The 23552-nt window shown below is 69.8% G+C and carries 30 protein-coding genes; 12 read left to right on the top strand and 18 right to left on the bottom strand.

The window, feature by feature from the left end; all coding sequences use genetic code 11:
• The first annotated feature begins 80 nt into the window (after positions 1 to 80).
• The gene (locus D4739_RS05340) at positions 81 to 1793 is read left to right on the top strand and encodes an aldehyde dehydrogenase family protein (RefSeq protein WP_220699236.1); all 1713 of its coding nucleotides are present in this window, start codon (positions 81 to 83) and stop codon (positions 1791 to 1793) included.
• An 8-nt stretch (positions 1794 to 1801) separates the two neighbouring features.
• Here the strand turns inward: D4739_RS05340 and D4739_RS05335 are convergent, their stop codons facing one another.
• The 4 genes from D4739_RS05335 to helR all read right to left on the bottom strand — a co-directional run bounded on the left by D4739_RS05335 (position 1802) and on the right by helR (position 7252).
• Complete coding sequence (locus D4739_RS05335) at positions 1802 to 2998, bottom strand: NAD(P)/FAD-dependent oxidoreductase (RefSeq protein WP_120059601.1); 1197 nt, start codon at positions 2996 to 2998, stop codon at positions 1802 to 1804.
• A gap of 142 nt (positions 2999 to 3140) precedes the next feature.
• Positions 3141 to 4433 carry a hemolysin family protein gene (locus D4739_RS05330; protein ID WP_120059600.1) on the bottom strand — a complete coding sequence of 431 codons (1293 nt, stop codon included), beginning with the start codon at positions 4431 to 4433 and terminating at the stop codon, positions 3141 to 3143.
• Positions 4434 to 4538: 105 nt separating this feature from the next.
• Positions 4539 to 5012, bottom strand: coding sequence for a GNAT family N-acetyltransferase (locus D4739_RS05325; RefSeq protein WP_120059599.1), 474 nt, complete (start codon positions 5010 to 5012; stop codon positions 4539 to 4541).
• A gap of 92 nt (positions 5013 to 5104) precedes the next feature.
• On the bottom strand, positions 5105 to 7252 hold the full coding sequence (gene helR, locus D4739_RS05320; protein WP_120059598.1) for an RNA polymerase recycling motor ATPase HelR: 2148 nt from the start codon (positions 7250 to 7252) through the stop codon (positions 5105 to 5107).
• Between the two features lie 183 nt (positions 7253 to 7435).
• Here helR and D4739_RS05315 point away from each other — a divergent pair, with 183 nt between their 5' ends.
• Complete coding sequence (locus tag D4739_RS05315) at positions 7436 to 8203, top strand: SDR family oxidoreductase (protein WP_120059597.1); 768 nt, start codon at positions 7436 to 7438, stop codon at positions 8201 to 8203.
• Here the strand turns inward: D4739_RS05315 and D4739_RS05310 are convergent.
• From D4739_RS05310 to D4739_RS05300, 3 genes are all read right to left on the bottom strand, one after another.
• Positions 8196 to 8630 carry a hypothetical protein gene (locus D4739_RS05310; RefSeq protein WP_120059596.1) on the bottom strand — a complete coding sequence of 145 codons (435 nt, stop codon included), beginning with the start codon at positions 8628 to 8630 and terminating at the stop codon, positions 8196 to 8198. The two genes, D4739_RS05315 and D4739_RS05310, sit on opposite strands and share 8 nt — an antisense overlap.
• 3 nt (positions 8631 to 8633) lie before the next feature.
• On the bottom strand, positions 8634 to 9017 hold the full coding sequence (locus D4739_RS05305) for a hotdog fold thioesterase (protein ID WP_120059595.1): 384 nt from the start codon (positions 9015 to 9017) through the stop codon (positions 8634 to 8636).
• 86 nt (positions 9018 to 9103) lie between these two features.
• Positions 9104 to 9367 (bottom strand): metal-sensitive transcriptional regulator, encoded by a 264-nt coding sequence (locus D4739_RS05300; protein WP_120059594.1) that lies wholly within the window; start codon positions 9365 to 9367, stop codon positions 9104 to 9106.
• A 102-nt stretch (positions 9368 to 9469) separates the two neighbouring features.
• On the opposite strand from D4739_RS05300, the gene D4739_RS05295 reads away from it, so the two are divergent.
• Positions 9470 to 9853, top strand: a complete 384-nt coding sequence (locus D4739_RS05295; RefSeq protein ID WP_120059593.1) for a carboxymuconolactone decarboxylase family protein — start codon at positions 9470 to 9472, stop codon at positions 9851 to 9853.
• Between the two features lie 341 nt (positions 9854 to 10194).
• Positions 10195 to 11046, top strand: a complete 852-nt coding sequence (locus tag D4739_RS05290; RefSeq protein WP_120059592.1) for a metal-dependent hydrolase — start codon at positions 10195 to 10197, stop codon at positions 11044 to 11046.
• 7 nt (positions 11047 to 11053) lie between these two features.
• Here the strand turns inward: D4739_RS05290 and D4739_RS05285 are convergent, their stop codons facing one another.
• Both D4739_RS05285 and D4739_RS05280 read right to left on the bottom strand, forming a co-directional pair.
• The gene (locus tag D4739_RS05285) at positions 11054 to 11425 is read right to left on the bottom strand and encodes a hypothetical protein (RefSeq protein WP_120059591.1); all 372 of its coding nucleotides are present in this window, start codon (positions 11423 to 11425) and stop codon (positions 11054 to 11056) included.
• Positions 11426 to 11568: 143 nt separating this feature from the next.
• Entirely contained in the window at positions 11569 to 11757 is a 189-nt protein-coding gene (locus D4739_RS05280; protein ID WP_147384815.1) for a hypothetical protein, read from the bottom strand.
• A gap of 207 nt (positions 11758 to 11964) precedes the next feature.
• Between D4739_RS05280 and D4739_RS05275 the strand changes: the two genes are divergently transcribed.
• Positions 11965 to 12357 carry an SRPBCC family protein gene (locus D4739_RS05275; protein ID WP_120059589.1) on the top strand — a complete coding sequence of 131 codons (393 nt, stop codon included), beginning with the start codon at positions 11965 to 11967 and terminating at the stop codon, positions 12355 to 12357.
• Positions 12358 to 12369: 12 nt separating this feature from the next.
• On the opposite strand, the gene D4739_RS05270 is transcribed toward D4739_RS05275, so the two are convergent.
• The gene (locus D4739_RS05270) at positions 12370 to 12816 is read right to left on the bottom strand and encodes an SRPBCC family protein (RefSeq protein ID WP_120059588.1); all 447 of its coding nucleotides are present in this window, start codon (positions 12814 to 12816) and stop codon (positions 12370 to 12372) included.
• Positions 12817 to 12913: 97 nt separating this feature from the next.
• Here D4739_RS05270 and D4739_RS05265 point away from each other — a divergent pair, with 97 nt between their 5' ends.
• Together D4739_RS05265 and bfr are read left to right on the top strand one after the other, a co-directional pair.
• Positions 12914 to 13117: a (2Fe-2S)-binding protein gene (locus tag D4739_RS05265; protein WP_120059587.1), complete on the top strand. Its 204-nt coding sequence runs from the start codon at positions 12914 to 12916 to the stop codon at positions 13115 to 13117.
• Positions 13104 to 13595, top strand: coding sequence for a bacterioferritin (gene bfr / locus D4739_RS05260; RefSeq protein ID WP_120059586.1), 492 nt, complete (start codon positions 13104 to 13106; stop codon positions 13593 to 13595). The genes D4739_RS05265 and bfr overlap by 14 nt, the downstream gene beginning before the upstream one ends.
• Here the strand turns inward: bfr and D4739_RS05255 are convergent.
• The 7 genes from D4739_RS05255 to rpmB form a co-directional block, all read right to left on the bottom strand.
• The gene (locus tag D4739_RS05255) at positions 13559 to 14983 is read right to left on the bottom strand and encodes an ABC transporter ATP-binding protein (RefSeq protein ID WP_120059585.1); all 1425 of its coding nucleotides are present in this window, start codon (positions 14981 to 14983) and stop codon (positions 13559 to 13561) included. The two genes, bfr and D4739_RS05255, sit on opposite strands and share 37 nt — an antisense overlap.
• Positions 14980 to 15828, bottom strand: a complete 849-nt coding sequence (locus tag D4739_RS05250) for an ABC transporter permease (RefSeq protein WP_120059584.1) — start codon at positions 15826 to 15828, stop codon at positions 14980 to 14982. The genes D4739_RS05255 and D4739_RS05250 overlap by 4 nt, the downstream gene beginning before the upstream one ends.
• Positions 15825 to 16787, bottom strand: coding sequence for an ABC transporter permease (locus D4739_RS05245; RefSeq protein ID WP_120061742.1), 963 nt, complete (start codon positions 16785 to 16787; stop codon positions 15825 to 15827). The genes D4739_RS05250 and D4739_RS05245 overlap by 4 nt, the downstream gene beginning before the upstream one ends.
• The gene (locus D4739_RS05240) at positions 16784 to 18346 is read right to left on the bottom strand and encodes an ABC transporter substrate-binding protein (RefSeq protein ID WP_120059583.1); all 1563 of its coding nucleotides are present in this window, start codon (positions 18344 to 18346) and stop codon (positions 16784 to 16786) included. Before D4739_RS05240 ends, D4739_RS05245 begins: the two co-directional genes overlap by 4 nt.
• 80 nt (positions 18347 to 18426) lie before the next feature.
• Positions 18427 to 18732, bottom strand: a complete 306-nt coding sequence (gene rpsN, locus D4739_RS05235; RefSeq protein WP_120059582.1) for a 30S ribosomal protein S14 — start codon at positions 18730 to 18732, stop codon at positions 18427 to 18429.
• On the bottom strand, positions 18732 to 18902 hold the full coding sequence (gene rpmG / locus D4739_RS05230; protein ID WP_120059581.1) for a 50S ribosomal protein L33: 171 nt from the start codon (positions 18900 to 18902) through the stop codon (positions 18732 to 18734). The genes rpsN and rpmG overlap by 1 nt, the downstream gene beginning before the upstream one ends.
• A complete protein-coding gene (gene rpmB, locus D4739_RS05225; protein WP_120059580.1) occupies positions 18902 to 19138 on the bottom strand; it encodes a 50S ribosomal protein L28 in 237 nt (78 codons plus the stop codon). The genes rpmG and rpmB overlap by 1 nt, the downstream gene beginning before the upstream one ends.
• 61 nt (positions 19139 to 19199) lie before the next feature.
• Here rpmB and D4739_RS05220 point away from each other — a divergent pair, with 61 nt between their 5' ends.
• The 4 genes from D4739_RS05220 to ykgO are packed head-to-tail and all read left to right on the top strand — an operon-like array spanning position 19200 to position 20889.
• Entirely contained in the window at positions 19200 to 19454 is a 255-nt protein-coding gene (locus tag D4739_RS05220; RefSeq protein ID WP_120059579.1) for a type B 50S ribosomal protein L31, read from the top strand.
• Positions 19451 to 20527: a CobW family GTP-binding protein gene (locus D4739_RS05215; RefSeq protein ID WP_120059578.1), complete on the top strand. Its 1077-nt coding sequence runs from the start codon at positions 19451 to 19453 to the stop codon at positions 20525 to 20527. Before D4739_RS05220 ends, D4739_RS05215 begins: the two co-directional genes overlap by 4 nt.
• A gap of 39 nt (positions 20528 to 20566) precedes the next feature.
• Positions 20567 to 20770, top strand: coding sequence for a 50S ribosomal protein L32 (gene rpmF, locus D4739_RS05210; protein ID WP_120059577.1), 204 nt, complete (start codon positions 20567 to 20569; stop codon positions 20768 to 20770).
• The gene (gene ykgO, locus D4739_RS05205) at positions 20767 to 20889 is read left to right on the top strand and encodes a type B 50S ribosomal protein L36 (RefSeq protein ID WP_120059576.1); all 123 of its coding nucleotides are present in this window, start codon (positions 20767 to 20769) and stop codon (positions 20887 to 20889) included. The genes rpmF and ykgO overlap by 4 nt, the downstream gene beginning before the upstream one ends.
• Positions 20890 to 21196: 307 nt before the next feature.
• On the opposite strand, the gene D4739_RS05200 is transcribed toward ykgO, so the two are convergent.
• On the bottom strand, positions 21197 to 23020 hold the full coding sequence (locus tag D4739_RS05200) for a phosphoenolpyruvate carboxykinase (GTP) (RefSeq protein WP_120059575.1): 1824 nt from the start codon (positions 23018 to 23020) through the stop codon (positions 21197 to 21199).
• 170 nt (positions 23021 to 23190) lie between these two features.
• On the opposite strand from D4739_RS05200, the gene D4739_RS05195 reads away from it, so the two are divergent.
• Positions 23191 to 23526: an ArsR/SmtB family transcription factor gene (locus D4739_RS05195; RefSeq protein WP_120059574.1), complete on the top strand. Its 336-nt coding sequence runs from the start codon at positions 23191 to 23193 to the stop codon at positions 23524 to 23526.
• Positions 23527 to 23552 lie beyond the last annotated feature (26 nt).

The raw sequence follows: 23552 nt of genomic DNA, 5'->3' as shown, positions 1-23552 counted from the left end.
CGGAGCATGGGAGTCACCCACGCACCCACGTGCTCATCGGCGAGAGGCCGCTGACCTGATGAACGAGGAGCCTGATCGAGATGACGGTGGAGACGACTGACGTCCGGGCGGACCGGATCGCCGCCGCTGCCAGGGCCGGCGCGACGGCCTGGTCCGGGGTCACGCTGACCCAGCGCCGCGAGATGCTGCAGCAGTTCGCCGGCCTCGTGGAGAGGCACGCCTCCGAATGGGTGCGGATCGCGACGGGCATCAAGGGGATTGACCCGGCCTCGCCGGCCGTGGGTGAGGAGTGGATCTCCGGCCCGTGGGCGACGCTCTACTACGCCGGTCACCTGCTCCAGACCGTCGCGAAGATGGAAGCCGGGGGGACGCCCACCGACGGCTTCGAGATGCGTGCCGTCCCGGGGGACCGGGTCGCCGTGCAGGTCCTCCCGCACTCGGTCTGGGACCGGCTGCTGCTGTCCGGGTTCTCCGCCGAGGTCTGGTGCGAGCCCGGGGTCAGCGAGACCGAGGTGCGGGCCAGCGCCGGCCTCGGCCTGCGTGCACCGGCAGACGTCCACGGGACCTGCGTCGTGCTGGGCGCCGGAAACATCTTCTCGATCGCGCCGCTCGATGCGCTCTACGTCCTGTACGCCGACAACCGCTCGGTCGCGCTGAAGCTCAACCCGGTCACCGATGCGCTACTCCCGATGTTCCAGGCGATCTTCGCGCCGTTCATCCGGATCGGCGCGGTCCAGATCTTCACCAGCGACCTCGAGCTCGGTGCCTCCGTCATCGCTCACAACGACATCGACGCCGTGCACATGACCGGCTCCGAGGCCACTCACGACGCGATCGTCTGGGGACCCGGTGAGGAGGGCCGGGCCAATCGCACCGCGGGCACGCCCAGGCTGCGCAAGCCCATCACCAGCGAGCTCGGTGGTGTCTCGCCGGTGATCGTCGTCCCGGGCCGGTGGTCGAAGCGCGACCTCGAGTTCCAGGCCCGCCACGTCGCGACCATGCGCCTGCACAACTCCGGATCCAACTGCGTCGCAGGCCAGGTGGTCGTGCTGAGCTCGGACTGGGCGCAGAAGGGCGAGTTCCTCACGGCGCTGCGGCGGGCACTCGCCGACGCCCCGGAGCGCCCTGCCTGGTACCCCGGCAGTGCCGGCCGGGTCGCGGCAGCACGCGACGGTGTGACTCCGCACGAAGCCGTCGGCGGTACGCCGGAGCGCACCCTGCTGCCGGTCCTCGACTCCGGCCGGGACGAGCCGGCGTTCGAGAACGAGTTCTTCGGGCCCGTCCTCGGCGTCACCGAGCTGGGCGGCACCGGCGCCGACTTCCTGGCCCGGGCCATCGACTTCTCCAACGACCGGCTCCGGGGGACCCTGGGCGCCAACATCGTGGCCCACCCGCGGGACCTGCGGGCCATCGGATCCGAGCGCCTCGACGAGATGCTCGCCGGGCTGCGCTACGGCACCATCGCGCTCAACGCCTGGACCGCTGTCGGCTACCTCTCACCGTTCGCGACCTGGGGTGCCTTCCCCGGCCACACAGCCGACGACATCCAGTCCGGTCACGGGGTCGTGCACAACGGACTGCTCCTCGCACGGCCGGAGCGCACCGTCGTCCGTGGCCCGTTCCGGCCGTTTCCCCGGTCGATGGCGACCGGGCAGATGAGCCTGGCCCCGGTGCCGCCGTGGTTCGTGCACAACCGCACGGCCGCGACGACCGGCGAGCGACTGGTGCGGTTCTCGATCGCGCCGCGCTGGCGCAAGCTCCCGTCGGTGTTCGCCTCCGCGCTGCGCGGCTGACCGGAGGCTCAGGCCGGCGCCGGCATGAGCTTGCTGGCCTTGTTCCTCGCGGCGTCGGTCGCTCCACGGCCGACCCACGACCGGATCGGGTCGATCGCGTCCCAGTCGTTGCAGTGCATGCCGGCAACCACGCGGTCATCCTTGATCCACAGCGCGCTGAAGACCCGGGACGGGAGATCGCCGCGGATCACCAGCTCGTCGTAGCCGTCGGCGCCGACGTGTCCGACGTACTCCATGCCGAGGTCGTACTGGTCGGTGAAGAAGTAGGGCTCGCGCGTGTAGGGCTCCTCGGAGCCGAGCATGGCGCGGGCCGCGTGACGGCCCTGGTGGATGGCGGAGTCCCAGTGCTCGACGCGGATCCGTCCGTGGACCGGATGGTCGTGTCGCGCGACATCGCCCGCGGCGAAGACCCGCGGGTCGCTGGAGCGCAACCCCGCGTCGACGAGTACGCCGTGGTCCACGGCCAGCCCGGCCTCGGCAGCCAGCGAGTCATCCGCCTCCGCGCCGATACCGACCAGGACCAGGTCCGGGGTGACCGTGTCTCCGTCGCCGAGCCGGGCAGTCGTGCACCCGGCCTCGTGCGTGAGGGACTCGAGCGAGGTGCCGAGGCGGAGATCGACGCCGTGCGACCGGTGCAGCTCGGCGAAGACCGGCGCCAGCTCAGGACCCAGCACGGCAGCGAGCGGCAGAAGAGCGCTCTCGACCACGGTGACCGCGCCGCCGGCCTTCCGCACCGCTGAGGCGACCTCGAGGCCGATCCAGCCAGCGCCGATGATCAGCAGGTGATCGGCCAGTCGCGCCTTCAATGCGAGCGAGTCGTCGAGCGTGCGGAGGTAGCGGACGTCGGCCCCGGACTGCTCCGCCATCGCCAGGTGGCGTGGCGTCGAGCCGGTCGCCAGGAGGAGCCGGTCGAAGGGGATCGTCCGGTCCTCCAGGATCACCTGCCCCGCTGCGAGATCGATCCCGGTGGCAGGGGAGCCGGTGATCAGCTCGACGTGGTGCTCGGCGTACCAGCCGGAGGCGTGGACGTAGACCGAGTCGGGACCGGCGTCACCGAGCAGCAGCCCCTTGGAGAGCGGCGGGCGTTCGTACGGGCGATGGGGCTCGGCGGCGATCAGCGTGATGTTGCCGTCGTGCCCCTGGGTGCGGAGCTCCTCCGCTGCCGAGGCACCAGCAAGGCCTCCGCCGATGATCACGATGTTCATGCGTGCTCCTGGTCAACCCATGGTGGTGTCGCCCCCGGAACTCCCACACTGCCCCGCCCCCAAGTGACAGACAAGGGCCTCGCTCACCCGGAGCCGTACTGCTTCGGACATGGGATTCCTGCCTCTCCGGGGGCAGGCTGACTCATTCCGGGCCGTCGTCCGGTGAGGTGGGCGGGACGTCACAGGCGACCTCGGTGATCCGCGCTCCTGCGATGCCCGTGACCGCAATCTGGCCCCCGGCGATCTGCACCACATCGCCGACTCGTGCGATCCGGCCGAGCTGGGCGACCACATAGCCGGCGACGGTCTCGTATCCGCCGTCCTCGAGCTCGATGCCCGTGGTCTCGGCGAACTCCTCCAGGCTCATGCCGGCATCGAGGCGCCCCAGGTCGCCCTCGGGGTGCGTTTCGGCGGCGTCGTACTCATCGCGGATCTCGCCCACGAGCTCCTCGACGAGGTCCTCGAGTGTCACGATGCCGTCGGTGCCGCCGTACTCGTCGACGACGATGGCCAGGTGGCTTCCGCCCTCGCGCATGCTGGCGACGGTGGGAAGAACACGTTTGGTGCCCGGCAGCATCGCGACCGGTCGGCACACGGCGCGCACGCTCCGGCTGTCGTCCGGAGTCACCCCGAGCAGGTCGCGGACGTGGAGGAAGCCGATCACGTCGTCGAAGTCGTCGCCGGTCACGGGGTAGCGGGAGTACGGCATGTCGCGTACCCGCTCCGCTGCGTCGGCGAGGGGCAGGTCTCCGGAGAGGAAGGCGACATCGCCGCGCGGACGCATGACCTCCTTCAGGCTGGTGTCCGTTGCTGCGAAGACATCGCGGAGGATCCGGCGCTCCTGTTCGTCGAGGTCCTCGTGCGTGGAGACGAGTTCACGGAGCTCGTCCTCCGAGAGTTGTTCGCTCGCAGCATGCGGGTCGCCACCGAGCAGCCGGACGACGCCGTTGGTCGACACCGAGAGAAGCCAGACCACCGGGCGCATCAGGGTGGCGAATCGATCCAGCGTCGGTGCGACGGCCAGAGCGACCCCCGCCGACTTCTGCATGGCGATCCGCTTCGGAACGAGCTCCCCGAAGACCAGCGAGAGGTAGGCGATGAAGAGCGTGAGCAGCACCAGCGCCGTCGAGTCCGCGGCAGCCTCGCCCAGACCGAGGTGCTCGAGGTACGGCGCGAGGTCGGGCGCGAGCGTCGAGCCGCCGTACGCCGCGGAGAGGAAGCCCGCGACCGTCACGCCGATCTGGACCGCCGCAAGGAAGCGGTTGGGATCGCGGGCGACAGAGGCGACGCGCGCTCCGCGTGAGCCTGCACGCTCCATGGCCGTGAGCTGGCTCTCGCGCAACGAGACCAGCGCCAGCTCGGTGGCGGCGAAGACGCCGCCGACGAGGACGAAGAGAAGGACCAGTCCCAGGTTGACGAAGGTCTGAGTGTCCATCAGGCCCGTTCACCCCCCATCGTGATGGGGAGTGAACGGCAGCGACTTCGAGGGCGATCCATGCCCCCAAATTACTGTAGTGGGCCCGCTCAGGACACTTCGGAGTCAGCTGGCCTTGAGCAGCATCAGGTTGGTCTTGCCGGCGTGCTTGAGCTCCCCGACCTTCTGGTAGCCACGGCGACGGTGGAACTCGCGGGACCCGGTGTTGGTCTCGTAGACCTCGAGCGCGACAGGCAGCTCGGACTCGATCGCGTCGTACAGCTTCGAGGCGACGCCCTGACGGCGGTGCGTCTCCGCGACGACGATGCGGTCGAGGTAGACGTAGTCCTCGAGCCGGTCCTCGAACCACTCGTAGCGGCTCGAGTCGTAGGTGGCACCGGTCGGCAGGGTGATCACGAAGCCGGCGACGTCGCCGTCGTCGTCGAGCACGAGGGCCTGATCGGCCTGCTTCACCAGGAGGGCCAGGGACTCGTGGTCCAGCGGTCCGACGCCCTCGAGGGCGGCCTGGTTCAGGTCGACGATGGTGTCGAGGTCCTGGGGGTTGATGGGGCGGATGGTCACGTTCTTGACTTGGCTCATCCCGTTCGACGTTATGTCGCCCAGGGGTGGTCTGGCCAGCCGAGGCCCCCGTTTCGTGGCCCATCTCACGCTGGCCGACCGCCACCGTCGGCTCAGTCGCTGGTCAGGATCACCAGCTGCTGGGTCGCTCGCGTCATCGCGACGTAGCGGTCCACGGCGCCCTCGATCCCGTCGCCGAACGCCTCCGGATCGATGAGTACGACGAGGTCGAACTCGAGTCCCTTGGACAGCTCCGGCGTGAGCGAGCGGACCCGGGAGGTCGCCGCGAAATCGGGGGAGCCGATGACACAGGCGATCCCCTCAGAGTGCTCGTCCAGCCACGCGTCAAGGATCGCGGAAAGCTCGCCTGCCGACCCGTGCCGGACCGGCACGCCACTGCTGCGGACCGACGTCGGCACGTTGGCATCCGGCAGCGCGGCCCGGATCACCGGCTCTGCCTCGACCATCACCTCGGACGGCGTGCGGTAGTTGATCGCCAGGTTGGCAAGGGAGATCTGGTCCAGACCCACCCGCGCGAGGCGGTCCGCCCACGACTCGGTGAACCCGTGCCGCGCCTGCGCCCGGTCGCCGACAATCGTGAAGCTCCGTGAGGGGCACCGGGCCAGGAGCATCTGCCACTCGGCATCGGTCAGCTCCTGGGCCTCGTCCACGACGATGTGCGAGAAGGGGCCGGCGAGCAGGTCGGTCGCCTCTTCGGGCAGCGCGCCATCGTCGATGAGCGCCGAGCGGATGCCCTCCTGGCGCAGCTGGGCCATCATCCCGTCCTCGTCGTCGAGCTGGAGCAGGTGGTCGACGACGTCATCCATCCGCGCGCGCTCGGCTGCGATCGCTGCCGCACGGCGCCGGCGAAGCCGGGAGGCCTCCGGGTCGCCGAGTCGTTGGCGAGCCGCATCGAGGAGCGGCAGGTCGGAGGCGGTCCAGGCGCTCGGGTTCTCCCGGCGCAGCAGCCGCACCTCGTCCTCGGTCAGCCACGGCGCGCACATGCGGAGATAGGCGGGCACGGTCCACAGGTCACCGACCAGGTCAGTCGCCGAGATCAGCGGCCAGGCCTTGGTGAAGGTCTCGCGGAGCTCGCCGTTCTGCAGCAGCGCCCGGCGCAACAGGTCCTCAGACACCTCCTCGTCGTCGACCTTGTCGATGAGGATCCCGAGCAGCTCCTCCCACACCTGGTCGCGGGCGTCGTTGTGCGGAGTGCCGGGGTCGACCGACTCGAACGCCTCGGCCCAGTCGGACCGGCTGACCCAGATGTCACCCCACGGGGTCTCGACGTCCATGCCCTCGGTGGGCGGCTCCTCGTAGAGGCGGACCGCCGGCTCGATCGCCGACACCATCTGCGCCGCCGACTTGAGGCGCGCGACTGCCGGGTCCGCTTCGGGTTCGGCGTCTGCGCCTTCGGGCACGAGCTCGCGGAGGGTGCACGTCTGCACACCCTCCTCGCCCAGGCTGGGCAGCACGTCGGCGACGTACGCGAGGTAGGGCTGGTGCGGGCCGACGAACAGGACGCCTCCGCGCGCGTGGCCGAGGCGCGGGTCCGAATACAGCAGGTACGCCGTGCGGTGCAGCGCCACGACGGTCTTGCCCGTGCCGGGCCCTCCGTCGACGACGAGAGCGCCGCGGGAGCCCGCGCGGATGATCGCGTCCTGGTCGGCCTGGATGGTGCCGAGCACGTCGCGCATCTGCGGCGAGCGGCTGCTGCCCAGGCTGGCGATGAAGGCCGACTGGTCGTCGAGCGCCGCGGAGTGCCCGGCGAGCTCGTCGGCCGCGAAGACCTCGTCCCAGTAGTCGGCGATCCGGCCACCCGTCCACCGGTAGCGACGCCGGCTCGCGAGCCCCATGGGGTTGGCGTGCGTCGCACCGAAGAACGGCTCGGCCGCGGGGGAGCGCCAGTCGACCAGCAACCGCTGGCCGTCGCTTCCGGTGAGCCCCAGCCGCCCGACGTACGTCGTCTCGCCCTCAGTGCTCACCATGTGGCCCAGGCAGAGGTCGAGGCTGTAGCGCCGCAGCGTGCGCAGGCGCGCGGCCAGCCGGTGGATCTCCAGGTCGCGGTCCATCGCCTCCTGGCCGATCCCGCCGGGGGCCCTGCGCTCGGCGTCGAGACGGGCGGTCAGCTCGGCGGCCGACCGCTCCAGGCTCGCCGCGATCGCGGCGAAGTGCTGCACGTCTTCCGCGATCAGTGACGGCTCGGCCTTGGCGGCCAGGCGCGCGGGCAGGTCAAACGCTTCGTGCGACAACGAGCTCATGTTTCTCCGGTCCCCATCCGTCGGCCGTCCCCTCGATGGGTGCAGGCGGCCGATCCCTCGGCGGGTGATTCTGCGGCACGGAGGGGGCCTTGCCGCAAGGCCCCCTTCCGGCTATACCTTGGAAGTGGCGAGGGACTCGTTCCTCGCTTTTTCCATGCCCGCACGACGGCCTCGGAGGAAGACATGCTGGTAGCGGTAGCCGGAGGCACCGGGCTGGTCGGCGCGAAGGTCGTCGAGCGGCTGCGTGCGCGTGGTGACGACGTCGTCATCCTGGCCCGCTCAGCGGGCGTCGACCTGACCACGGGCGCGGGACTGGCTGATGCGCTGGAGGGCGTGGACGTCGTCATCGACACCACGTCGATCGTCGCGAAGAAGCCGGCCGAGTACGTCGCCTTCTTCCGTGCCGTCGCGGAGCACCTCCAGCAGGCAGGCGCGGCCGCCGGCGCACGACGCATCGTGACGCTGTCGATCGTCGGCATCGACGGTCTGGGCGGTGGCCCGTTCGCGCACTACGACGGCAAACGGGCCCAGGAGGCGGCGACCGAGGCGGGTTCCGTGCCGACGTCGATCCTGCGGGCGACGCAGTTCCACGGCTTCGCCGGCCAGCTGATCGACTGGGTCGCGAAGGGCGGTGTGCTGCCCTGTCCGAAGCAGCCGGTGCAGACCGTCGACGTGGACGCGGTCGCCGACCAGCTCGTCGCGATGGCCCACGAGGAGACCACCGAGCAGCACGTACGCCGCGACCTCGCCGGCCCCGAGAAGTCGCTGCTCGCCGACCGAGCCCGTGCGATCGCGAAGGCCCGCGGCCAGCGACTGTGGGTGGCACCGGTGTGGCTGCCGGGTGCGACAGCGAAGAAGATCCGGTCCGGCGTGCTGCAGGCACCGGCCGGCGCGGTCATCGACGGCGGCACCTTCGAGGTGTGGCTGGCCCGGGAGTACCCCGTCAGCTGAGCCCGCCGAGGTCGTCCGGGACGATCAGCGCGTCGGGGTCCTGACGCAGCGGCATCGCCTCGACCACCGAGCGGGTGAGGGCGGCCGTGGCGCGGGTCAGACGCGTGCGCTTCTTCTCCGACAGGTCCTCCCAGGCTCCGGGCTTGCGGACCTCGAGCAGGCTGCGGGTCGACTCCTCGGCCGCCGCCTCGTACTCGGCAGCGGTGAACTCCGGCGTTGCCCCGACGGTCGGCCGCTCGGGGAGGGCGAGCAACGCCGGAATGACCGCCTCGCCGACGGCGGCGCGACGCTGGTCCTTGGCGAAGGCGGCCAGGCCCTCCCATGCTGCCGCAGCGTCGCGCTTGCGGAACGGCCCGCGCAGCGCCGCATGCATCCGCTGGGCGACGATGTCGATACCGACCGTCATCTCCCGCTCGGTGAACTTCACGCCTCAGCGCTCACGGCGGTTGGCGCGACCGGTGGCTCGGGCGACGACCTCGTCCCCGCGGCGTACGCGGACCACGAAGATGTCCTCCTTGGGGAGGCGTTCGTCGACCTCGGCCGTCGCGACGAGTTCGTCGCCGGCGCGCACGGGTCGCAGGTAGTCGATGGCCACATGGCTCACGACGCCGGAGTGTGTGTCGTTGTTGGCCGCGGCCGCGAGCGCGATACCCGCAACGGAGAAGAGGAACGCCCCGTGCGTGGTGCCGTGCGGGTTGAGGTGGTTCTCCGTGACGGTCACGCGCGACTCGGCGTGGCCGCCGCCGTGCTGGGTGATCTCGACGCCGAGGAAGCGGGCGTAGGCATCGGTCGGGGCGGTGTTCTCGGGGCTCACGGGGATTCCTCAGGCGCGTACGACGATGGGTCGCCCGATTATCCCGGCTCCCTGGTCAGGAGCCGCGCCGTGTTCAGCGCTCGTCGTCAGGCGAGGGAGAGGAAGAGCTTCTCCATCTGCTTCATGTCCACGCTGTCCGTGCCGTCGCCGTTGGCGATGCACTGCTGCAGGCCAGTGGCGATGATCGCGAATCCAGCGCGGTCGAGCGCCTTCGAGACTGCCGCGAGCTGGGTGACGACATCGGCGCAGTCGCGGCCCTCCTCCAGCAGCCGGAGGACGCCGTCGAGCTGGCCGCGGGCGCGCTTGATCCGGTTCATCACGGGGGTCATCTCGGTCGGGTCGAGCTGCATGGCCACTCCTCGTTCTGGATGAGTGAAGACGATACCCCAGGGGGTGTCTTGCCTTCTCCGATAATACCCCCTAGGGTATTAATGAGATCCAGGGAGGAACACATGACAACCACCACCGCCAGTCCCCACGGCAAGGCCGTCCTGACCGAGCTGTCCCCGCTCCACCGCGAGCTGCGTCGGGCCATCCCCGACGTCTACAAGGGCTTCTCCGAGCTCCATCGGGGGGCCTTCGCGCCGGGCGCGCTCGACTCGCGGACCAAGGAGCTGATCGCGCTGGCGATCGGAGTGGTCGAGGGGTGCGACGGCTGCATCGCCTCCCATGCCCAGGCGGCGGTCCGGGCAGGGGCCACGCGCCAGGAGGCAGCCGAGGCGATCGGAGTCACCTTCCTCATGCATGGCGGTCCCGCAACCATCCACGGCCCGCGTGCCTACGACGCCTTCTGCGAGTTCGCCGACGCCCTCGAGGCCGGCGAAGCGCCCGCCTGACGAACCGACCGGACGAGAAGAGATCGAGATGTGCCGACCGACCCGATGCAAGACATGCGGCAAGACCACTTGGGCCGGCTGCGGCCAGCACGTGGCCGCGGTGAAGGCGAGTGTCCGCCCCGAGAGCTGGTGCGACGGCCACGCTCCGAGTGAGCGGAGCCTGCTTGACCGGATCCTCGGTCGCTGAGACCGTACGGCGGGGCGTGCGCCCCCGAGCGCTCCGCCGTACGCACTGCCCGGTCGCCTGTGCGGAGGGAGGGCCGCGACAGGCGACCGGGGCGGTGGCCGGGATTCTTTACCGGCGGTGAGCGCGGGCGTACGTTCGATGAGTGACGTCAGCAATGCCTGAACCCGTTCCTCCGCGGGCGGTCCACGCCCGGCGGATCCGGTTCGCCTACCCGCAGGGATCGCTCGACCGGCACTTCGTCGAGGGCGACCTGGTGATGAGCCATGTGGTCGCCGTGCTGAGTGCGACGTTCCCGCCCGGCGAGGACTTCTTCGTCCAGTCCGTGCGCCACTTCAGCGACCGGGTGACCGACCCGCTGTTGAAGGAGCAGGTCAAGGGGTTCATCGGCCAGGAGGTCACCCACGGGCGTGAGCACCGCGAGCTCAACGACCGCCTCCAGGCGATGGGCTATCCCGCGCACCGGGTGTCGACCTTCGTGCGCTGGGCCCTGGCCGACGCGTGGAAGCGGGCACCCAAGAAGCTCTGCCTGGCCTACACGGCCGCGCTCGAGCACTACACCGCGACGATCGCGGAGTGCCTGCTCACCAAACCCGAGGCCCAACGGCTGCTCGGCGACACCGAGGTCCGCAACATCCTGCTCTGGCACGCGCTCGAGGAGACCGAGCACAAGGCCGTCGCGTTCGACGTCTACCGGGCCGTCGGCGGCACCGAGCGCATGCGGCGCTGGGGGTTCCGGATCCAGAGCGTCGGGCTGATCGGTCTCGTCGTCATCGCCACCGCGCTGTCCATGCTCGGCGACCGGTCGACGTACAACCCGGTGCGGCTGGTCCGCAGCCTGCTCAGGCTGCGGCACTCACCGTTCCTCCAGCGCGACGTGGTGCGTCAGCTGCGCGACTACACCCGCACGGGCTTCCATCCCGACGACCACGACAACACCGCCTTGGTGGAGCACTGGACGGCCGAGCTGTTCGGGCCCGACGGGAGGCTCACCGACCACTTGCACTGACACCCCGTCAGGCTGCCGGGTGGTCCTCGTCGCGGAAGCGCACCGTGTCCAGGTGCAGCTCCGGGACGTAGTGCCGTGACTGCACCTGCGCGATCACGCGGCGTACCTGCTCACGGTCCCGCGGCTGGCACGGGATCACCAGGTGCTCCTCACCCCAACGGTCCTCGAAGGCACTGGTGAAGCCGGCCATCTTCAGTGCGCCCCGCACGATCGACGGATCGACGCCGTCCGGTACGACGTACTCGACGGAGGCGCCGGCGGCGCCGTGCAGCGGCGGTGGAAGCGCTTCTTCACGTCGCATCAGTGTCAGGATCGACATGCCGATGCCGATGCTGATCACCACCACAATGGCGATCAGCACGCCTGTCAGAGTGAGCATGAGCCCTCCTCGATCCGGGTCTGCCCCCGCCGTTCCAGTGTGCTCCGGCCGAGCCGGAGAGGCCAGTGCGAACCTGGGAGGAATGCCGAAACGCCGAACGGCCCGGATCCGCTGGATCCGGGCCGTCCTGAGCTGTGGGCCGATCAGGCAGGCAGCTTGAGCTTCTTCTGGCGGAACAGGTCGAAGGCGATGCCTGCGGCGAGCAGGACGAAGCCGATGATCCAGACGAAGGCCTTGACGGTGTTGGCCGAGTCGGTGACCTCGAGGAGCACGATCAGCAGGACGATCACGGCGCCCGCAACGGTGGCGGCCCAGTTCTTGAGGATGTTCATGTCCGAGTCCATTTCTTTCCGAGAGATGCTGCAGTGATCGCACCCTAACCTGCGTCAACCGCCAGGTCGCGCACCCGATCGCTGTCTCCCGGACGTCGATCGGACGAGATATATCGCCCGATCGGCGTCATCTTTCGGCCGCTGCGTCGTTTCTTGGTCGAGTGGCCAGACTCGGATCTGGCCATCGGCTCCGAAAGGGCAGGTGGCATGAGCACTGCAGGAACGCTTCCCGCGATGGATGTCAGCGTCTCGTCGCTGGTCCGGCGCTCGATGGCGGATGTCGCCGCCCACGCGATCGATGTGCGCACGGCCTCCGAGTGGCAGCCCCACGTCCTCGGCCGACGGGTGCCCCTCGGTTTCGAGGTCGTGGACTACGACCCGTCCAGCCACATCATCCTGCGGTCCGAGCAGGGCCCGGTGGCCTTCGAGGCGACCTACAGCTGGGTCCCGCAGGGCACCTGGACCCGTGTCACGCTCCGCCAGACCGGTGATGCCCCCGGCGTCGGCCTGGCCGCCTCGATCCTCGAGAAGGCGCTCGCGAAGGCGATGGGGAAGAACCTCGCCCGCCTCGTCGAGCTGCTGGAGCAGCCCGCCGCCTGACGCGGCACAGGATCAGGTCGACCGCCGGTCTTCGAGCAGCCTCTTGAGCCGCCGCAGGTCCTTCGTCATCGCGACGTGCATCGCGCGCCGCATGACCGGCGCCGCGAGCGCGCCGAACCCGCTCGGCTTCCCTGCGTTGCGCAACGACATCCGCGTGCCCTCGGGCGCGGGCGTCCACGTATAGGTCGTCTGCATCGGAAACGGACCGTCGCTGGTCCGCATCACCAGCCGCTCGCCGGGCACGAGCTCGCTCACCTCGTAGGTGTAGGCGAGCCGCTTGCCGAGGAAGTGCGCCACGAAGTCCAGCTGCGACCCGATCGCCAGCGGCGGCTCGGTCCGCCACTCGACGCTCCGGATGTTGACGTACCACTCCGGGGCATTGCCCGGATCGCCTGAGTACGCCGCGACCTCGGCCACCGGACGTGCGATCACGGTCTCGACGACGACATCGACTCCCATGGGCCCAGCGTAGGGCCGCGGCGTCCGTGTGACGGACTACTCATTTACAGACAGGTAAGCCTTACCTAACCTTGAGTGACGAGGAAAGGAGGGCACCGTGATCGTCTGTCACTGCAAGGTCGTGAGCGACCGCGAGATCCACGCTGCCCTCGCCGGCGGCGCCCGATCAGTCGGAGCCGTCTGCCGCAGCACCGGGGCTGCCCAGGATTGTGGTTCCTGCATCTTCACGGTGAAGGCACTGGTGTGCCAGCATCGGCAGCAGGAACAGGCAATCCTGGAGGTCGACGGTGCAGCCAGTTAGTCCCCGGATCACGGAGCTTCTCAACGACGCGCTCACCTTTGAGCTCACCGTCACGAACACCTACTTCCTGCATGCGCGGATGCTCGACAACTGGGGCTTCAGCAAGCTCGGCAAGGTCTTCTACGACCTGTCCATCGACGAGATGCGCGACGCCGACGACCTGATCAACCGGATCCTGATGTTCGACGGCCACCCGAACCTCCAGAAGCTCGGCGCCATCACCGTCGGCGAGACCGCCCAGGAGATGCTCTCCCTGGCGCTCGCCAGCGAGAAGGCTGCCGTCGCCCAGTTCAACGCTGCGGCCCAGGAGTGCCACGAGCTGGGTGACCACGGCACAGCCGCTGTCTTCGAGGACATGGTCCGCGACGAGGAGAAGCACGCCGACTGGTTCGAGAGCCAGCTCGACGCCATCGAGCGTGTCGGCATCGAGGGCTACCTCGCTCAGCACATCGCGGCAGGCTCCGGCCCGGAGGGCTGACGACCCAGCTCGATCGAACGCTGGCAGACCTTGCGCGCCAGATCCGGATCGTGGGTGACCAGCAGGAGCGCGATGCCGCGCGCCACGACGGCATCCATGAGAGCCCGCACGGTCTCCTCCTGGGTGATCGGGTCGAGGCGGGACGTCGGCTCGTCGGCGAGGAGCACCTGCGGCCGGACCAGCAGCGCGCGGATCACCGCGAGCCGCTGGAGCTCGCCTCCGGAGACCTGGCCGGGCCGGCGCGCCAGCAGCGACGGATCGAGGCCGAGCTCGCCGAGCAGCCGGTCCAGCTCGGTCGGGTCGATGCGATGCCTGCGGAGCACATCGCCGAACGCCGACTGCAGTCGCTGGCGCTGCGGGAAGCTCAGGACCGGGTCCTGGTAGAGCTTCTGGACCCCACCCGAGCGCAGTGCCGCGGAGCGCTCCACCACCCCGGTGTCGGGACGGACGAGCCCCGCGAGGACGTTGCCCAGCGTGGTCTTTCCCGCGCCGCTCGGCCCGGTCAGGGCCACGCGCTCACCTGCGGCCAGGTCGACATCGAGGTCGGCGAGGACCGTGTTCCCGTCGTACGCCTTGGTCAGACCGGTGCCCCGGATCAGGGTCTGGCCCTCAGGCGGGACGGGCCAGGCGGTGTCCCAGTGACGTGGCTCGGCGTCGATCAGCCGGCGTGTGTACGGCGAGCCCGGGTTGACCAGGACCTGGTCGGCGGGCCCGGACTCGGTGACGGTCGCCCGGCGCATCACCAGCACCTGGCCACCGAGTCGTCGGGCGAGGTCGAGGTCGTGGGTGATGGTGAGCAGCGCTCCGCCGGCGGCTACGTGCTCCTCGAGCAGGGTGGCCAGTCGGTCGACCGCGATGGGGTCGAGGCCCTTGGTCGGTTCGTCGGCGACCAGCAGCGGTGCGTCGCCGACGGTCGCGGCGGCGAAGGCGACCCGCTGGGCCATGCCTCCGGAGAGGGTGTGCGGCCAGGCCCGTGACACGTGCGGCAGGCCGACGGCTGCCAGTCGCTCGTGTGCGGCGGCGTGGGCATCCGAACGTCCGCGACGCCGAGCGCGGCGGGGGTGACCTTCGGCGACCTGACCGAGCACGCGCATGGTCGGATCGAGGGCGAGGGCCGGCTCCTGGGGGAGCTGGACGATCCGGCGTCCCCACAACGCACGGCGCGCGTTCAGGTCGTCGAGCCGGGTGACCCTGCCGTCGATGTCCAGTCGGCCCGAGACCTCCAGACCGTGCGGCAGGTTGCCGACGAGCGCCTGGGCGAGGAGGGACTTGCCGGAGCCGCTCTCGCCGACCAGCGTGACCGCGGAGCCGCGCGTCAGGGCGACCTCCTCGATGTCCACGAGGACTCGTGCCCCGTGACAGATCCGGATGTCGGCGAGCCTGATCATGCGTTCTCCTCCTGTCGGCGCAGCGTCAGCAGGCTGACGGTGAGCAGGGCCAGTACGGCCACCGGGCCCAGGGCCAGCCAGGGCGCCTCGTGGTAGAGCGGGAATGACTCGGTGAGCATGAGCCCGAGGTCCGCGCGCGGCGGCTTCACGCCCACGCCGACGTAGCTGAGTGCGGAGATGGTCAGGATCGAGGTGACCAGGCCGAACGTGGCCATGGTGGAGAGCAGCCCTCCCAGCTCAGGCCACACGTGGCGACGCAGGACGTGGAGCGGACCGAGCTGCAGCAGGCGGGCGGCCTCCACGGCCGGTCCGGAGAGCAGTACGCCGCTGCGCGCGCGGACCACGCGGAAGTACTCGATCCACTGGGCGATGGCCATGCCGGCGTACAGGGTCCACAGGTCTCCGGAGGCGAAGGCCGCGACCAGGAGCACGACCAGCATGGCGGGCAGCGCCATCATCACCTCGGAGATCGACCGGAGCACGGCGTCCACCGGTCCACCGAGCCGCGCGGCCAGCAGGCCGAGGCCGCTGCCGACGAGCGCGGCGACGGCGACGCAGAGCGCCCCGAGGCCCAGCGAGAGGCGGGTGGCGTGGGCCAGTCGCGCGGCGACGCTGCGCCCGAGGTGGTCCCTTCCGAGCGGGTCGCCCCAGCTGGGCGGTTCCAGGAACCGGGCGAGCTCCTGGTGAGCCGGGTCGCGCCAGACGAGCGGGCCGATGAGGGCGAACGCCGCGATCGCCAGCATGAGCAGGGCGGGGGCCCAGCGAACCCTGTGCCGGGAGGACGGGGCTCGCGGGGCCGGCTCGGCCTGGACCGGGGGAGACGCGGTCAGCGTGGTTGTGCTCATGCGGTGGTCCTCCGTGGACGCGGGTCGAGGGCGAGGGTGGCGAGGTCGACGAGCGTGCTGATGACGACCACGAGGAGCGCGAGCGCGAGGGCGGCAGCCTGCACGGACGGGATGTCCCGCCAGAAGATGCCGTGCACGAGAAGGTGCCCCAGCCCCGGCCAGGCGAAGAGGCTCTCGACGACGATCACGCCTTCCACGAGGATCAGCGCCTGCACCCCGACATACGCGACGACCGTCGAGCTGGCGTTCCGGAGCACGTGCCGGACGACGACCGACCGCTCGGAGAGGCCGCGCGTGCGAGCGAAGTCGACGTACGCCGCGGCGCGCGCACGCACGACGGCGTCCCGGGTGACGCGGGCAAACGGGCCGGAGAGGCCGACCGCCAGCGTGAGGGCAGGCAGCAGGACGCTGCTGCGCTGGTCGTGGCCGGCCGCCGGCAGCCAGCCGAGCTGGACCGAGAAGACCAGGATGAGGATCAGCCCGAGCAGGAACGGCGGCACCGTGCGGCTCGCCGCGACCCACAGGTGGGTGAGCCGGTCGAGTGCTCCGCCGGGCCGGCGGGCTGCCGCAAGGCCCAGACCGACGCCGAGGACGAGGGCCAGCGCCAGCGCTGCGACGGCCAGCTGGACGCTACCGGTCAGCGCGTGCGCGACCTCGTGGGTCACCTCCTCCCCGGTGACGAGCGAGCGGCCGAGGTCGAGGTGCGCGAGGTCGATGAGCCACTGCCAGAGCTGGGCCGCCGCCGACCGGTCCAGGCCGGCGGCCTCGCGGACCAGGTCGGCGGCCGCCGTGTCGACGCGGTCGTAGCCGTAGCGGCCGGCGGCGATCCGGTAGGCGATGTCTCCGGGCAGGGCCTGCACCATGGCGAAGCAGGCGGTGGTGACAGCGAGGGTGACCCCCACCGCCTGCAGCGCACGGCGCAGCAGGGCGGTGAGGATCATCGAGCCGGGATTGGTCATCGCCACTCGACCTCGTCCAGGTGCCAGTCCTGCTCGAACGGGTCGAGCTCGACGGCGCTGACGTGGGCGCCCAGGACGACGCTCTGGCGGTACCAGGCGAGCGGAACGGTCGGCAGGCCGGTCTGCAGCGACCGGGCGATGGTGGCCCGGTCCTGCGCGACCTCCTCGGCGGACTGCCCGGGGGCGGTCAGCCGCGCGAGGGCGTCGTTGAGGGCGGTGTCGCTCCAGCCCATCGCGCCCCAGTCGCTGCCCTCGGGGGCGTAGTCGCCCAGCAGGGTGACGGTCGGGTCGGGGATCAGGGCGAGACCCCGGGCGAACAGCGCGAGCTGGAGGGAACCGTCGGCGTGACGTGCAGGGATCTCGCTGGAGTTCTCGACGCGTACGTCGACGGCGACGCCGACCTTCGCGAGCTGGTCCTGGATCGCGGCCGCCAGCAGCGGCAGCTCGGGCCGGTCAGGGAACGTGAGCAGCGAGACCTCGAGTCGCTTGCCGTCGCGCGCCAGCACTCCGTCGCTCCCTGCGGTGAAGCCGGCTTCCTCGAGCAGCGCACGGGCCTGCTCCACGTCGTGCTCCAGCGGAGCGAGATCGTCCTGGTGCCACCCCTCCAGCGTCGGCGGGAAGAGCTGGTCCGCCGCCATGTCGGGGTCTCGCAGCACGGCGGTCGCCATCGCCTCGCGGTCGAGGGCGAGGCTCAGTGCGCGGCGTACGTCGATGTTGGCGAGGAGCGGGTCGGCGGCGTTGAGCTTGAGCACGATCGTGCGTGGAAGGAGCGCTGACTCGATGCGCACGTCGTCGCTCGAGCGCAGTCGCTGCAGGCTGGTCGGGTCCATGCCGAGGCTGATGTCCGCCTCGCCCGACTCAGCCATCAGCGCGCGGTTCTCGGACCGGGCCACGCTCAGGTAGCGGACCTCCTCGAGTGCCGGAGCCGCGCCGTCCCAGTGCTCGCTAGCGACCAGGTCGACCTGCGACGGGGTCTTCACGGACACCACGCGGTACGGACCGCTGCCGATGATCCGGGTGACCTTGCCCGTCGCGTCGTACGACGCCGGAGCGAGCACCTGCGTGCTCGTGTGCGCGACGACGGCCGGCAGCTGGGCGAACGGCTTGCCGAGCTCGATCACGACCTCGTCCCCGTCGGCCCGGATTGCGGTCACCCCGGCCTCGGTGAGGGTGCTCGCACCGGTCTTCCGGGCAACGGTCAGGGCATGGGCGACCGCGCGCGCGTCGACGGGGCTCCCGTCGTGGAAGGTGGCGCCGTCGCGGAGCGTGAACCGCCAGGTGCGGCCGTCGGACGACTCCCAGGCGGTCGCGAGACCGGGTCGCATCGTGCCGTCGGCATCGACGGTGACCAGGGTCTCGGCGGCGCCGAGCCGGGTGAAGATGCCCTGGGCGGTGGTCGGTTCGATTGCGTGGATCTCGTAGGGGCCGACGACGTCGAGGCGCGCATTGGGCGCGGTGTGCTCGCTCGCCCTCGCCGTGCAGGAGGAGAGGCCGGCGGTGATCAGGACGGCGAGAAGGACGCGGAGGGTCGGGCGGGCGCCGCGGTGGAACGGGGACATGGAGTTCTCCTTGGGAAGGGAACCATGATCATAATGATAATCATTCTCAAAACTCCACTCGGGGGACTGCTCGACGCTCCTCACCAGCTCGACTTGGTGATCCCCGGGAGCTCGCCGCGGTGCGCCATCTCCCGGAACCGGATCCTCGATAGCCCGAACTTCCGGAGGAACCCGCGCGGGCGACCGTCGACCTGGTCGCGGTTGCGCAGGCGCACGGGTGAGGAGTCGCGTGGCATGGCCGCCAGCTCGCGGATGGCCGCCTGCTGCTGCAGCGATCCCGGAGTCGACGTACGGACCAGGGCGCGGAGAGCCTCCCGTCGCTCGGCGTGGCGGGCGACGATCTCCCTCCGCCGCTTCTCGGCTGCGATCTTGCTCTTCTTCGCCATCAGCGCTCTTTCCGGAACTCGACGTGCCTGCGGATCTTCGGGTCGTACTTGCGCAGGACCAGCCGGTCGGGGTCGTTGCGCCGGTTCTTCTTCGTCACGTAGGTGTGGCCGGTCCCTGCAGTGGAGCGGAGCTTCACGATCGGCCGGACATCGCTTCCCTTGCCGGCCATCAGAGCTTGACCCCCTCGCGCAGCAGCCGGGCGACGACGGCGTCGATGCCGCGGACGTCGATCTCCTTGATGCCCTTCGTGCTGACCCGGAGCGTGACCCGGCGGTGCAGTGAGGGCACCCACCAGGTCTTGCGCTGGATGTTCGGATCGAAGCGCCGCTTCGTCCGGCGGTGCGAGTGCGAGACGTGGTGCCCGAAGCCGGGTTGGCGCCCGGTGACCTGGCAGTGGCGTGACATGGGCTTGCTCCTTCTGTCATGATGAGAACGATTCTCATTCTTACATAGGAGTTCGCACACCATGAAGCAGGACATCCACCCGGCGTACGGGCCCGTGGTCTTCCGCGACCGTGGCACCGGCAAGCTGTTCCTCACCGGATCGACGGCAACCAGCGAGAAGATGATCGAGGTCGAGGGCCGCACCTACCCCGTGCTCGACGTCGACGTGACCAGCGACAGTCACCCGTTCTGGACCGGCACGGCGAAGGTCGTCGACAGCGAGGGTCGCGTCGAGGCCTTCCACCGCCGCTACGGGTCACAGGTGTCGAAGGCATGAGGGCGCCCGTCGTCCTGGTCACCGGCGTCGACCCCACGGCGATGTCGGCCGTCACCGTCGGACTGCAGTGGGATCTGCCCAATGCGGTCGCGGTCCAGCACCGGATCGACCCCGAGCGGCAGGTGCTGCACCGCATCGTCAGCGACATGACCGGCGTGCTCGACCGTGCGGAGATCGCGCTCGAGCACGCCTGCGTCACCTGTGCGATCCGCGAGGACGTCATCCCCACCATCGAGCGATGTGCCCGCGACGGCCGCTGGAAGACGGTGATCGCGCACCTGCCGGTCGGCGCGGAGGGCGACCAGGTGTGTGCGGTCGTCAACTGGGACACCCGTCTGGCGCGCCACATCCGGATCGCCGGGGTCGTCGCTGCCCTTGACGGCAGCACCCTGGTCGCCGACCTCCTCGGAGATGCCCTGCTCCGGGAGCGGGGCCTCCACAGCGCAGCGGACGACACCCGCGGGGTCGGCGAGGTCGCCTGCGCCCAGATCGAGTACGCCGACCTCGTGGTCGTCACCGGCGGCTCGGACGCCGTCGGCCGTGGCCTGGTCCGCACGCTCGCGCGGCCCGATGCGGTCCTGGTCGAGGGTGCCGAGCACGTCGACGGAGCCGAGCTCCTCGACCGCAGTCACGCGCACGACGCAGCGGTTGCCTGGGTCGACCCGACGTTCGACGAGGAGCTGCCGGAGCCCGCCTTCCCGCAGATCTGGCGGATCGACCTGAGGTCGCCCCGCGCGTTCCACCCCGACCGCCTGCTCGCCGACCTCGAGCTCATCGGCGGAGGGGAGCACCGTTCGCGTGGCTGCTTCTGGCTGCCGTCGCGTCCTGGCAAGGCCCTGGTCTGGGACGGCGCGGGCGGCCAGCTCAGCATTGGCACCGGTCGCCCCTGGGGTCGTCGCGCGCCCTTCACCCGGATCGTGCTGACCGGTGTCGGCGAGCCGCCGGCGGGACTCGAGGACGCCTTCGACGACCTGCTGCTCGGCCCCGATCTCGAGGGCCGCAACTGGCGCGTCGAGGAGGACGGTTTCGAGCCCTGGCTCGGCAACATCCGCGACCTCGACCTTCCCGCCTGACGCACCTGAGCATCCCCTGCCCGACCATCGAGGAGAGACATGGCAGTTCCCAAGCGGCGTACGTCGCGCAGCAACACCCGCCACCGGCGTAGCCAGTGGAAGGCAGCCCCGGCCGACCTGGTGCCCGTGGTCATCGACGGTGAGGTCCACGCCGTCCCGCGGCGACTGGCCGCAGCCGTGCACCGGGGGCTGGTCGACCCGGCGACCGGCCGTCCCGTCAAGCACCCGAAGGAGAGCCCGTGAAGGTCCGCAACTCGCTCCGCTCGCTGAAGAACCAGCCCGGCGCCCAGGTCGTACGCCGCCGCGGCCGTACCTATGTCATCAACAAGCTGAACCCACGACTGAAGGCTCGCCAGGGCTGAGAAGAGGAAACCGGTGAACCGCACCGAACTCGCCAGCTCGATCGCAGACCGCGCAGGTCTGTCCGACGGCCAGACCCGGGCCGAGTCGAGTGCGCACGTGGCTGTGTTTGCCACATGCGTGCGCACTCAACTCCGAAGTGGCACGGAAGGGCCCGGGACTCCCGATAGGTCCCGGGCCCAACCTCCCGCTAATAGAAACTAACTCTTTCCAGTCGGGAACGGAACCCATCGGGAGGCTCCGGGCCTGAAATGGCTGAAGGGCCGCCACCGTCTTGCGACGGTAGCGGCCCTTCAGCTTGTGCTGGGGTCAGTCCTCTTCGAGCGCCTTGGCGACCCGGCGGTGGGCCTCCCAGATCTCCTCGGGCAGGCCGGTGAACTGGGCCAGGTGCTTCTCGCGGTAGCCCATCTCCTGGATCCAGCGGTCCTTGTCGATGGTGAGCACCGTGTCGAGGTCGGCGAGCGTCTGCTCGTCGAGGCCGTCGAGCAGGAGCTCGTCGCGCGCCGGGATGACACCGACGGGCGTCTCGACACCGGAGACCTCGCCGTTGCGGTACTGCATGAGCCACACCAGCGGGCGAAGGTTCTCGCGGTAACCGGGCCACAGGAAGCGGCCGTCCTCGCCACGCTGGAACCAGTTCACGTGGGCGAAGATCGGGTTGTTCGTGGCCTTGCCGACGACGTTGAGCCAGTGCTGTCCGTAGTCCGCCTCGGGGTAGGACATGAACGGACGCATCGACATCGGGTCGTAGCGGAGGACACCCTCGAGACCGTCGGCCGCGAAGGTTGCCTCGGCGCCCAGCGTCAGGCCGTCGTAGACACCCTCGGCGAGGTCGTTGATCGCGCGGATCAGTGGCTCGCGGTCGCGGGTGCGGCCACCGAAGATGATGCCGTGGATCTCGACGCCGGCAGCGTCGTCGTAGTCGGGAGCGACGTTGGGGACGTTGGCGAGCGTCGTCGTGAAGCGCGAGTTCGGGTGCGCCCAGTTGTCGTCGGCCTCATCGGCGGAACGGTCGGCGATCTTCTCGCCCTTCCAGTCCAGCCAGCCGTCGAGGTCGGTCGGCTTGTCGCCGCGGCCCTCCCACCAGACTTCCTGCGTCTTCTCGTTGTAGGCGACGTTGGTGTAGATGACGCCCAGGCCCGGCTTGATCGACTCGATCGCGGTCGGGTTGGTGTGCTCGTTGGTGTCCTTGGCGACACCGAAGACGCCGTTCTCCGGGTTGAAGCCGCGCAGGACGCCGTTCTCGTCGACCCAGATCCAGGCGATGTCGTCGCCGTAGAACTCGACGTGGTAGCGGTCGCCGAGGGCGTCGGGCGACAGCGTCATCGCGAGGTTCGTCTTGCCGGAGGCCGACGGGAAACCACCGCAGATGTTGTACTTCTTGCCGGTCTCCTTGTCGGAGATGCCGAGCAGCATGAACTGCTCCACGAGGAAGCCGTTCTTCCAGCCGTCGTACGAGCCCTGGCGCAGGCCGTGGGCGATCTTGCCGAGCAGCGCGTTGCCGCCGTAGGACGAGCCGAAGTGCAGGATCGTGCGCTCGTCGGCGACGGTCACGAAGTAGCGCTTGTCGTCCGGGGTGCCCTGGCCGAGGTTCGGCAGGTCGCCCGTGACGTGCACGGCGCGGACGAAGTCGTTGCCGAGGTGGTTGATGTAGTCCACGCCGACGCGAGCCATGCGGATCATCTGCAGGACGACGTTGACGTTGTCGGTGAGCTCGACGCCAGCGGCGAACTTGTCGAGCGGTCCACCGGCGGGTGCCATGAGGTACGGGATCACGTACATGGTCTTGCCCTCGGAGGCGCCGGTCATCAGCTCGATGAGCTTCGGCTTCATCTCCGCGGAGGGCCGCCAGTTGTTGTAGGTGCCCTTGTCACGCTCGTCGCTGGTCGCAACGATCGTGCGCTCCTCGGCGCGCGCGGTGTCCTTGAAGTAGGAGCGCGAGTAGTACGAGCCCTCGCCTGCGGGCAGCAGCTCACCCGCCTCAAGCGCTGCAGCAATCAGACGAGCGTCGTCGGCTGCGCTGACCACCTCGATCCGGGACGCCCCGGTGATCGCTGCCCACTCCTTGACGTACTCGCGTACGTCAGCGTTGGTCAGTCCAGCCTGGTCCAGCACGTTCTCGACGTCAGTCACTTGGTGTGTCCTCTCCACATCCGACTGTCATTGCACACGACACGCCCTCGGATCGCACAATTGGCAGGCTACCTGAGATGAAGAGTTTCGCAACTCGTGTAGCCTTCAAGTCCAAGGGTGGCTGGACGTCGCTCTCGACTGTCGATGGGTGTCGAGCGAGGAGGTGTGAGATGGGTGTACCGCTGTATCAGGCTAAGGCCGAGCTGTTCAAGACGCTCGGGCACCCCGCCCGTATCCGGATTCTGGAACTCCTCTCGCAGCGCGATCACGCCGTTCACGAGCTCCTGGAGCTGATCTCCATCGAGCCGAGCAACCTCTCGCAACAGCTCGCCGTGCTGCGTCGTACGTCGATGGTGGTGTCGCGTCGCGTCAACGGCGAGGTGGTCTACTCGGTCAGCGTTCCCGAGGTCCGCGACCTGCTCGCGTCGGCCCGAGTGATCCTCTCGGCGGTCATCGCCCAGCACAACGAGCTCACCGACGAGCTGTCCTCTTCGCACCCTGCCTGACGATTCCGCGTGACGCGCGGCCTTCG

This window comes from Nocardioides cavernaquae (genome assembly GCF_003600895.1).
Lineage (GTDB): Bacteria > Actinomycetota > Actinomycetes > Propionibacteriales > Nocardioidaceae > Nocardioides > Nocardioides cavernaquae.
This window is presented reverse-complemented; position numbering and strand designations above follow the sequence as displayed.

Coding starts and splice junctions, on each gene's coding strand:
- D4739_RS05340 (WP_220699236.1), top strand. CDS start 81: ATGACGGTGGAGACGACTGACGTCCGGGCGGACCGGATCGCCGCCGCT.
- D4739_RS05335 (WP_120059601.1), bottom strand. CDS start 2,998: ATGAACATCGTGATCATCGGCGGAGGCCTTGCTGGTGCCTCGGCAGCG.
- D4739_RS05330 (WP_120059600.1), bottom strand. CDS start 4,433: ATGGACACTCAGACCTTCGTCAACCTGGGACTGGTCCTTCTCTTCGTC.
- D4739_RS05325 (WP_120059599.1), bottom strand. CDS start 5,012: ATGAGCCAAGTCAAGAACGTGACCATCCGCCCCATCAACCCCCAGGAC.
- helR (WP_120059598.1), bottom strand. CDS start 7,252: ATGAGCTCGTTGTCGCACGAAGCGTTTGACCTGCCCGCGCGCCTGGCC.
- D4739_RS05315 (WP_120059597.1), top strand. CDS start 7,436: ATGCTGGTAGCGGTAGCCGGAGGCACCGGGCTGGTCGGCGCGAAGGTC.
- D4739_RS05300 (WP_120059594.1), bottom strand. CDS start 9,367: ATGCAGCTCGACCCGACCGAGATGACCCCCGTGATGAACCGGATCAAG.
- D4739_RS05295 (WP_120059593.1), top strand. CDS start 9,470: ATGACAACCACCACCGCCAGTCCCCACGGCAAGGCCGTCCTGACCGAG.
- D4739_RS05290 (WP_120059592.1), top strand. CDS start 10,195: ATGCCTGAACCCGTTCCTCCGCGGGCGGTCCACGCCCGGCGGATCCGG.
- D4739_RS05285 (WP_120059591.1), bottom strand. CDS start 11,425: ATGCTCACTCTGACAGGCGTGCTGATCGCCATTGTGGTGGTGATCAGC.
- D4739_RS05280 (WP_147384815.1), bottom strand. CDS start 11,757: ATGAACATCCTCAAGAACTGGGCCGCCACCGTTGCGGGCGCCGTGATC.
- D4739_RS05275 (WP_120059589.1), top strand. CDS start 11,965: ATGAGCACTGCAGGAACGCTTCCCGCGATGGATGTCAGCGTCTCGTCG.
- D4739_RS05270 (WP_120059588.1), bottom strand. CDS start 12,816: ATGGGAGTCGATGTCGTCGTCGAGACCGTGATCGCACGTCCGGTGGCC.
- D4739_RS05255 (WP_120059585.1), bottom strand. CDS start 14,983: ATGATCAGGCTCGCCGACATCCGGATCTGTCACGGGGCACGAGTCCTC.
- D4739_RS05250 (WP_120059584.1), bottom strand. CDS start 15,828: ATGAGCACAACCACGCTGACCGCGTCTCCCCCGGTCCAGGCCGAGCCG.
- D4739_RS05245 (WP_120061742.1), bottom strand. CDS start 16,787: ATGACCAATCCCGGCTCGATGATCCTCACCGCCCTGCTGCGCCGTGCG.
- D4739_RS05240 (WP_120059583.1), bottom strand. CDS start 18,346: ATGTCCCCGTTCCACCGCGGCGCCCGCCCGACCCTCCGCGTCCTTCTC.
- rpsN (WP_120059582.1), bottom strand. CDS start 18,732: ATGGCGAAGAAGAGCAAGATCGCAGCCGAGAAGCGGCGGAGGGAGATC.
- rpmG (WP_120059581.1), bottom strand. CDS start 18,902: ATGGCCGGCAAGGGAAGCGATGTCCGGCCGATCGTGAAGCTCCGCTCC.
- rpmB (WP_120059580.1), bottom strand. CDS start 19,138: ATGTCACGCCACTGCCAGGTCACCGGGCGCCAACCCGGCTTCGGGCAC.
- D4739_RS05220 (WP_120059579.1), top strand. CDS start 19,200: ATGAAGCAGGACATCCACCCGGCGTACGGGCCCGTGGTCTTCCGCGAC.
- D4739_RS05215 (WP_120059578.1), top strand. CDS start 19,451: ATGAGGGCGCCCGTCGTCCTGGTCACCGGCGTCGACCCCACGGCGATG.
- rpmF (WP_120059577.1), top strand. CDS start 20,567: ATGGCAGTTCCCAAGCGGCGTACGTCGCGCAGCAACACCCGCCACCGG.
- D4739_RS05195 (WP_120059574.1), top strand. CDS start 23,191: ATGGGTGTACCGCTGTATCAGGCTAAGGCCGAGCTGTTCAAGACGCTC.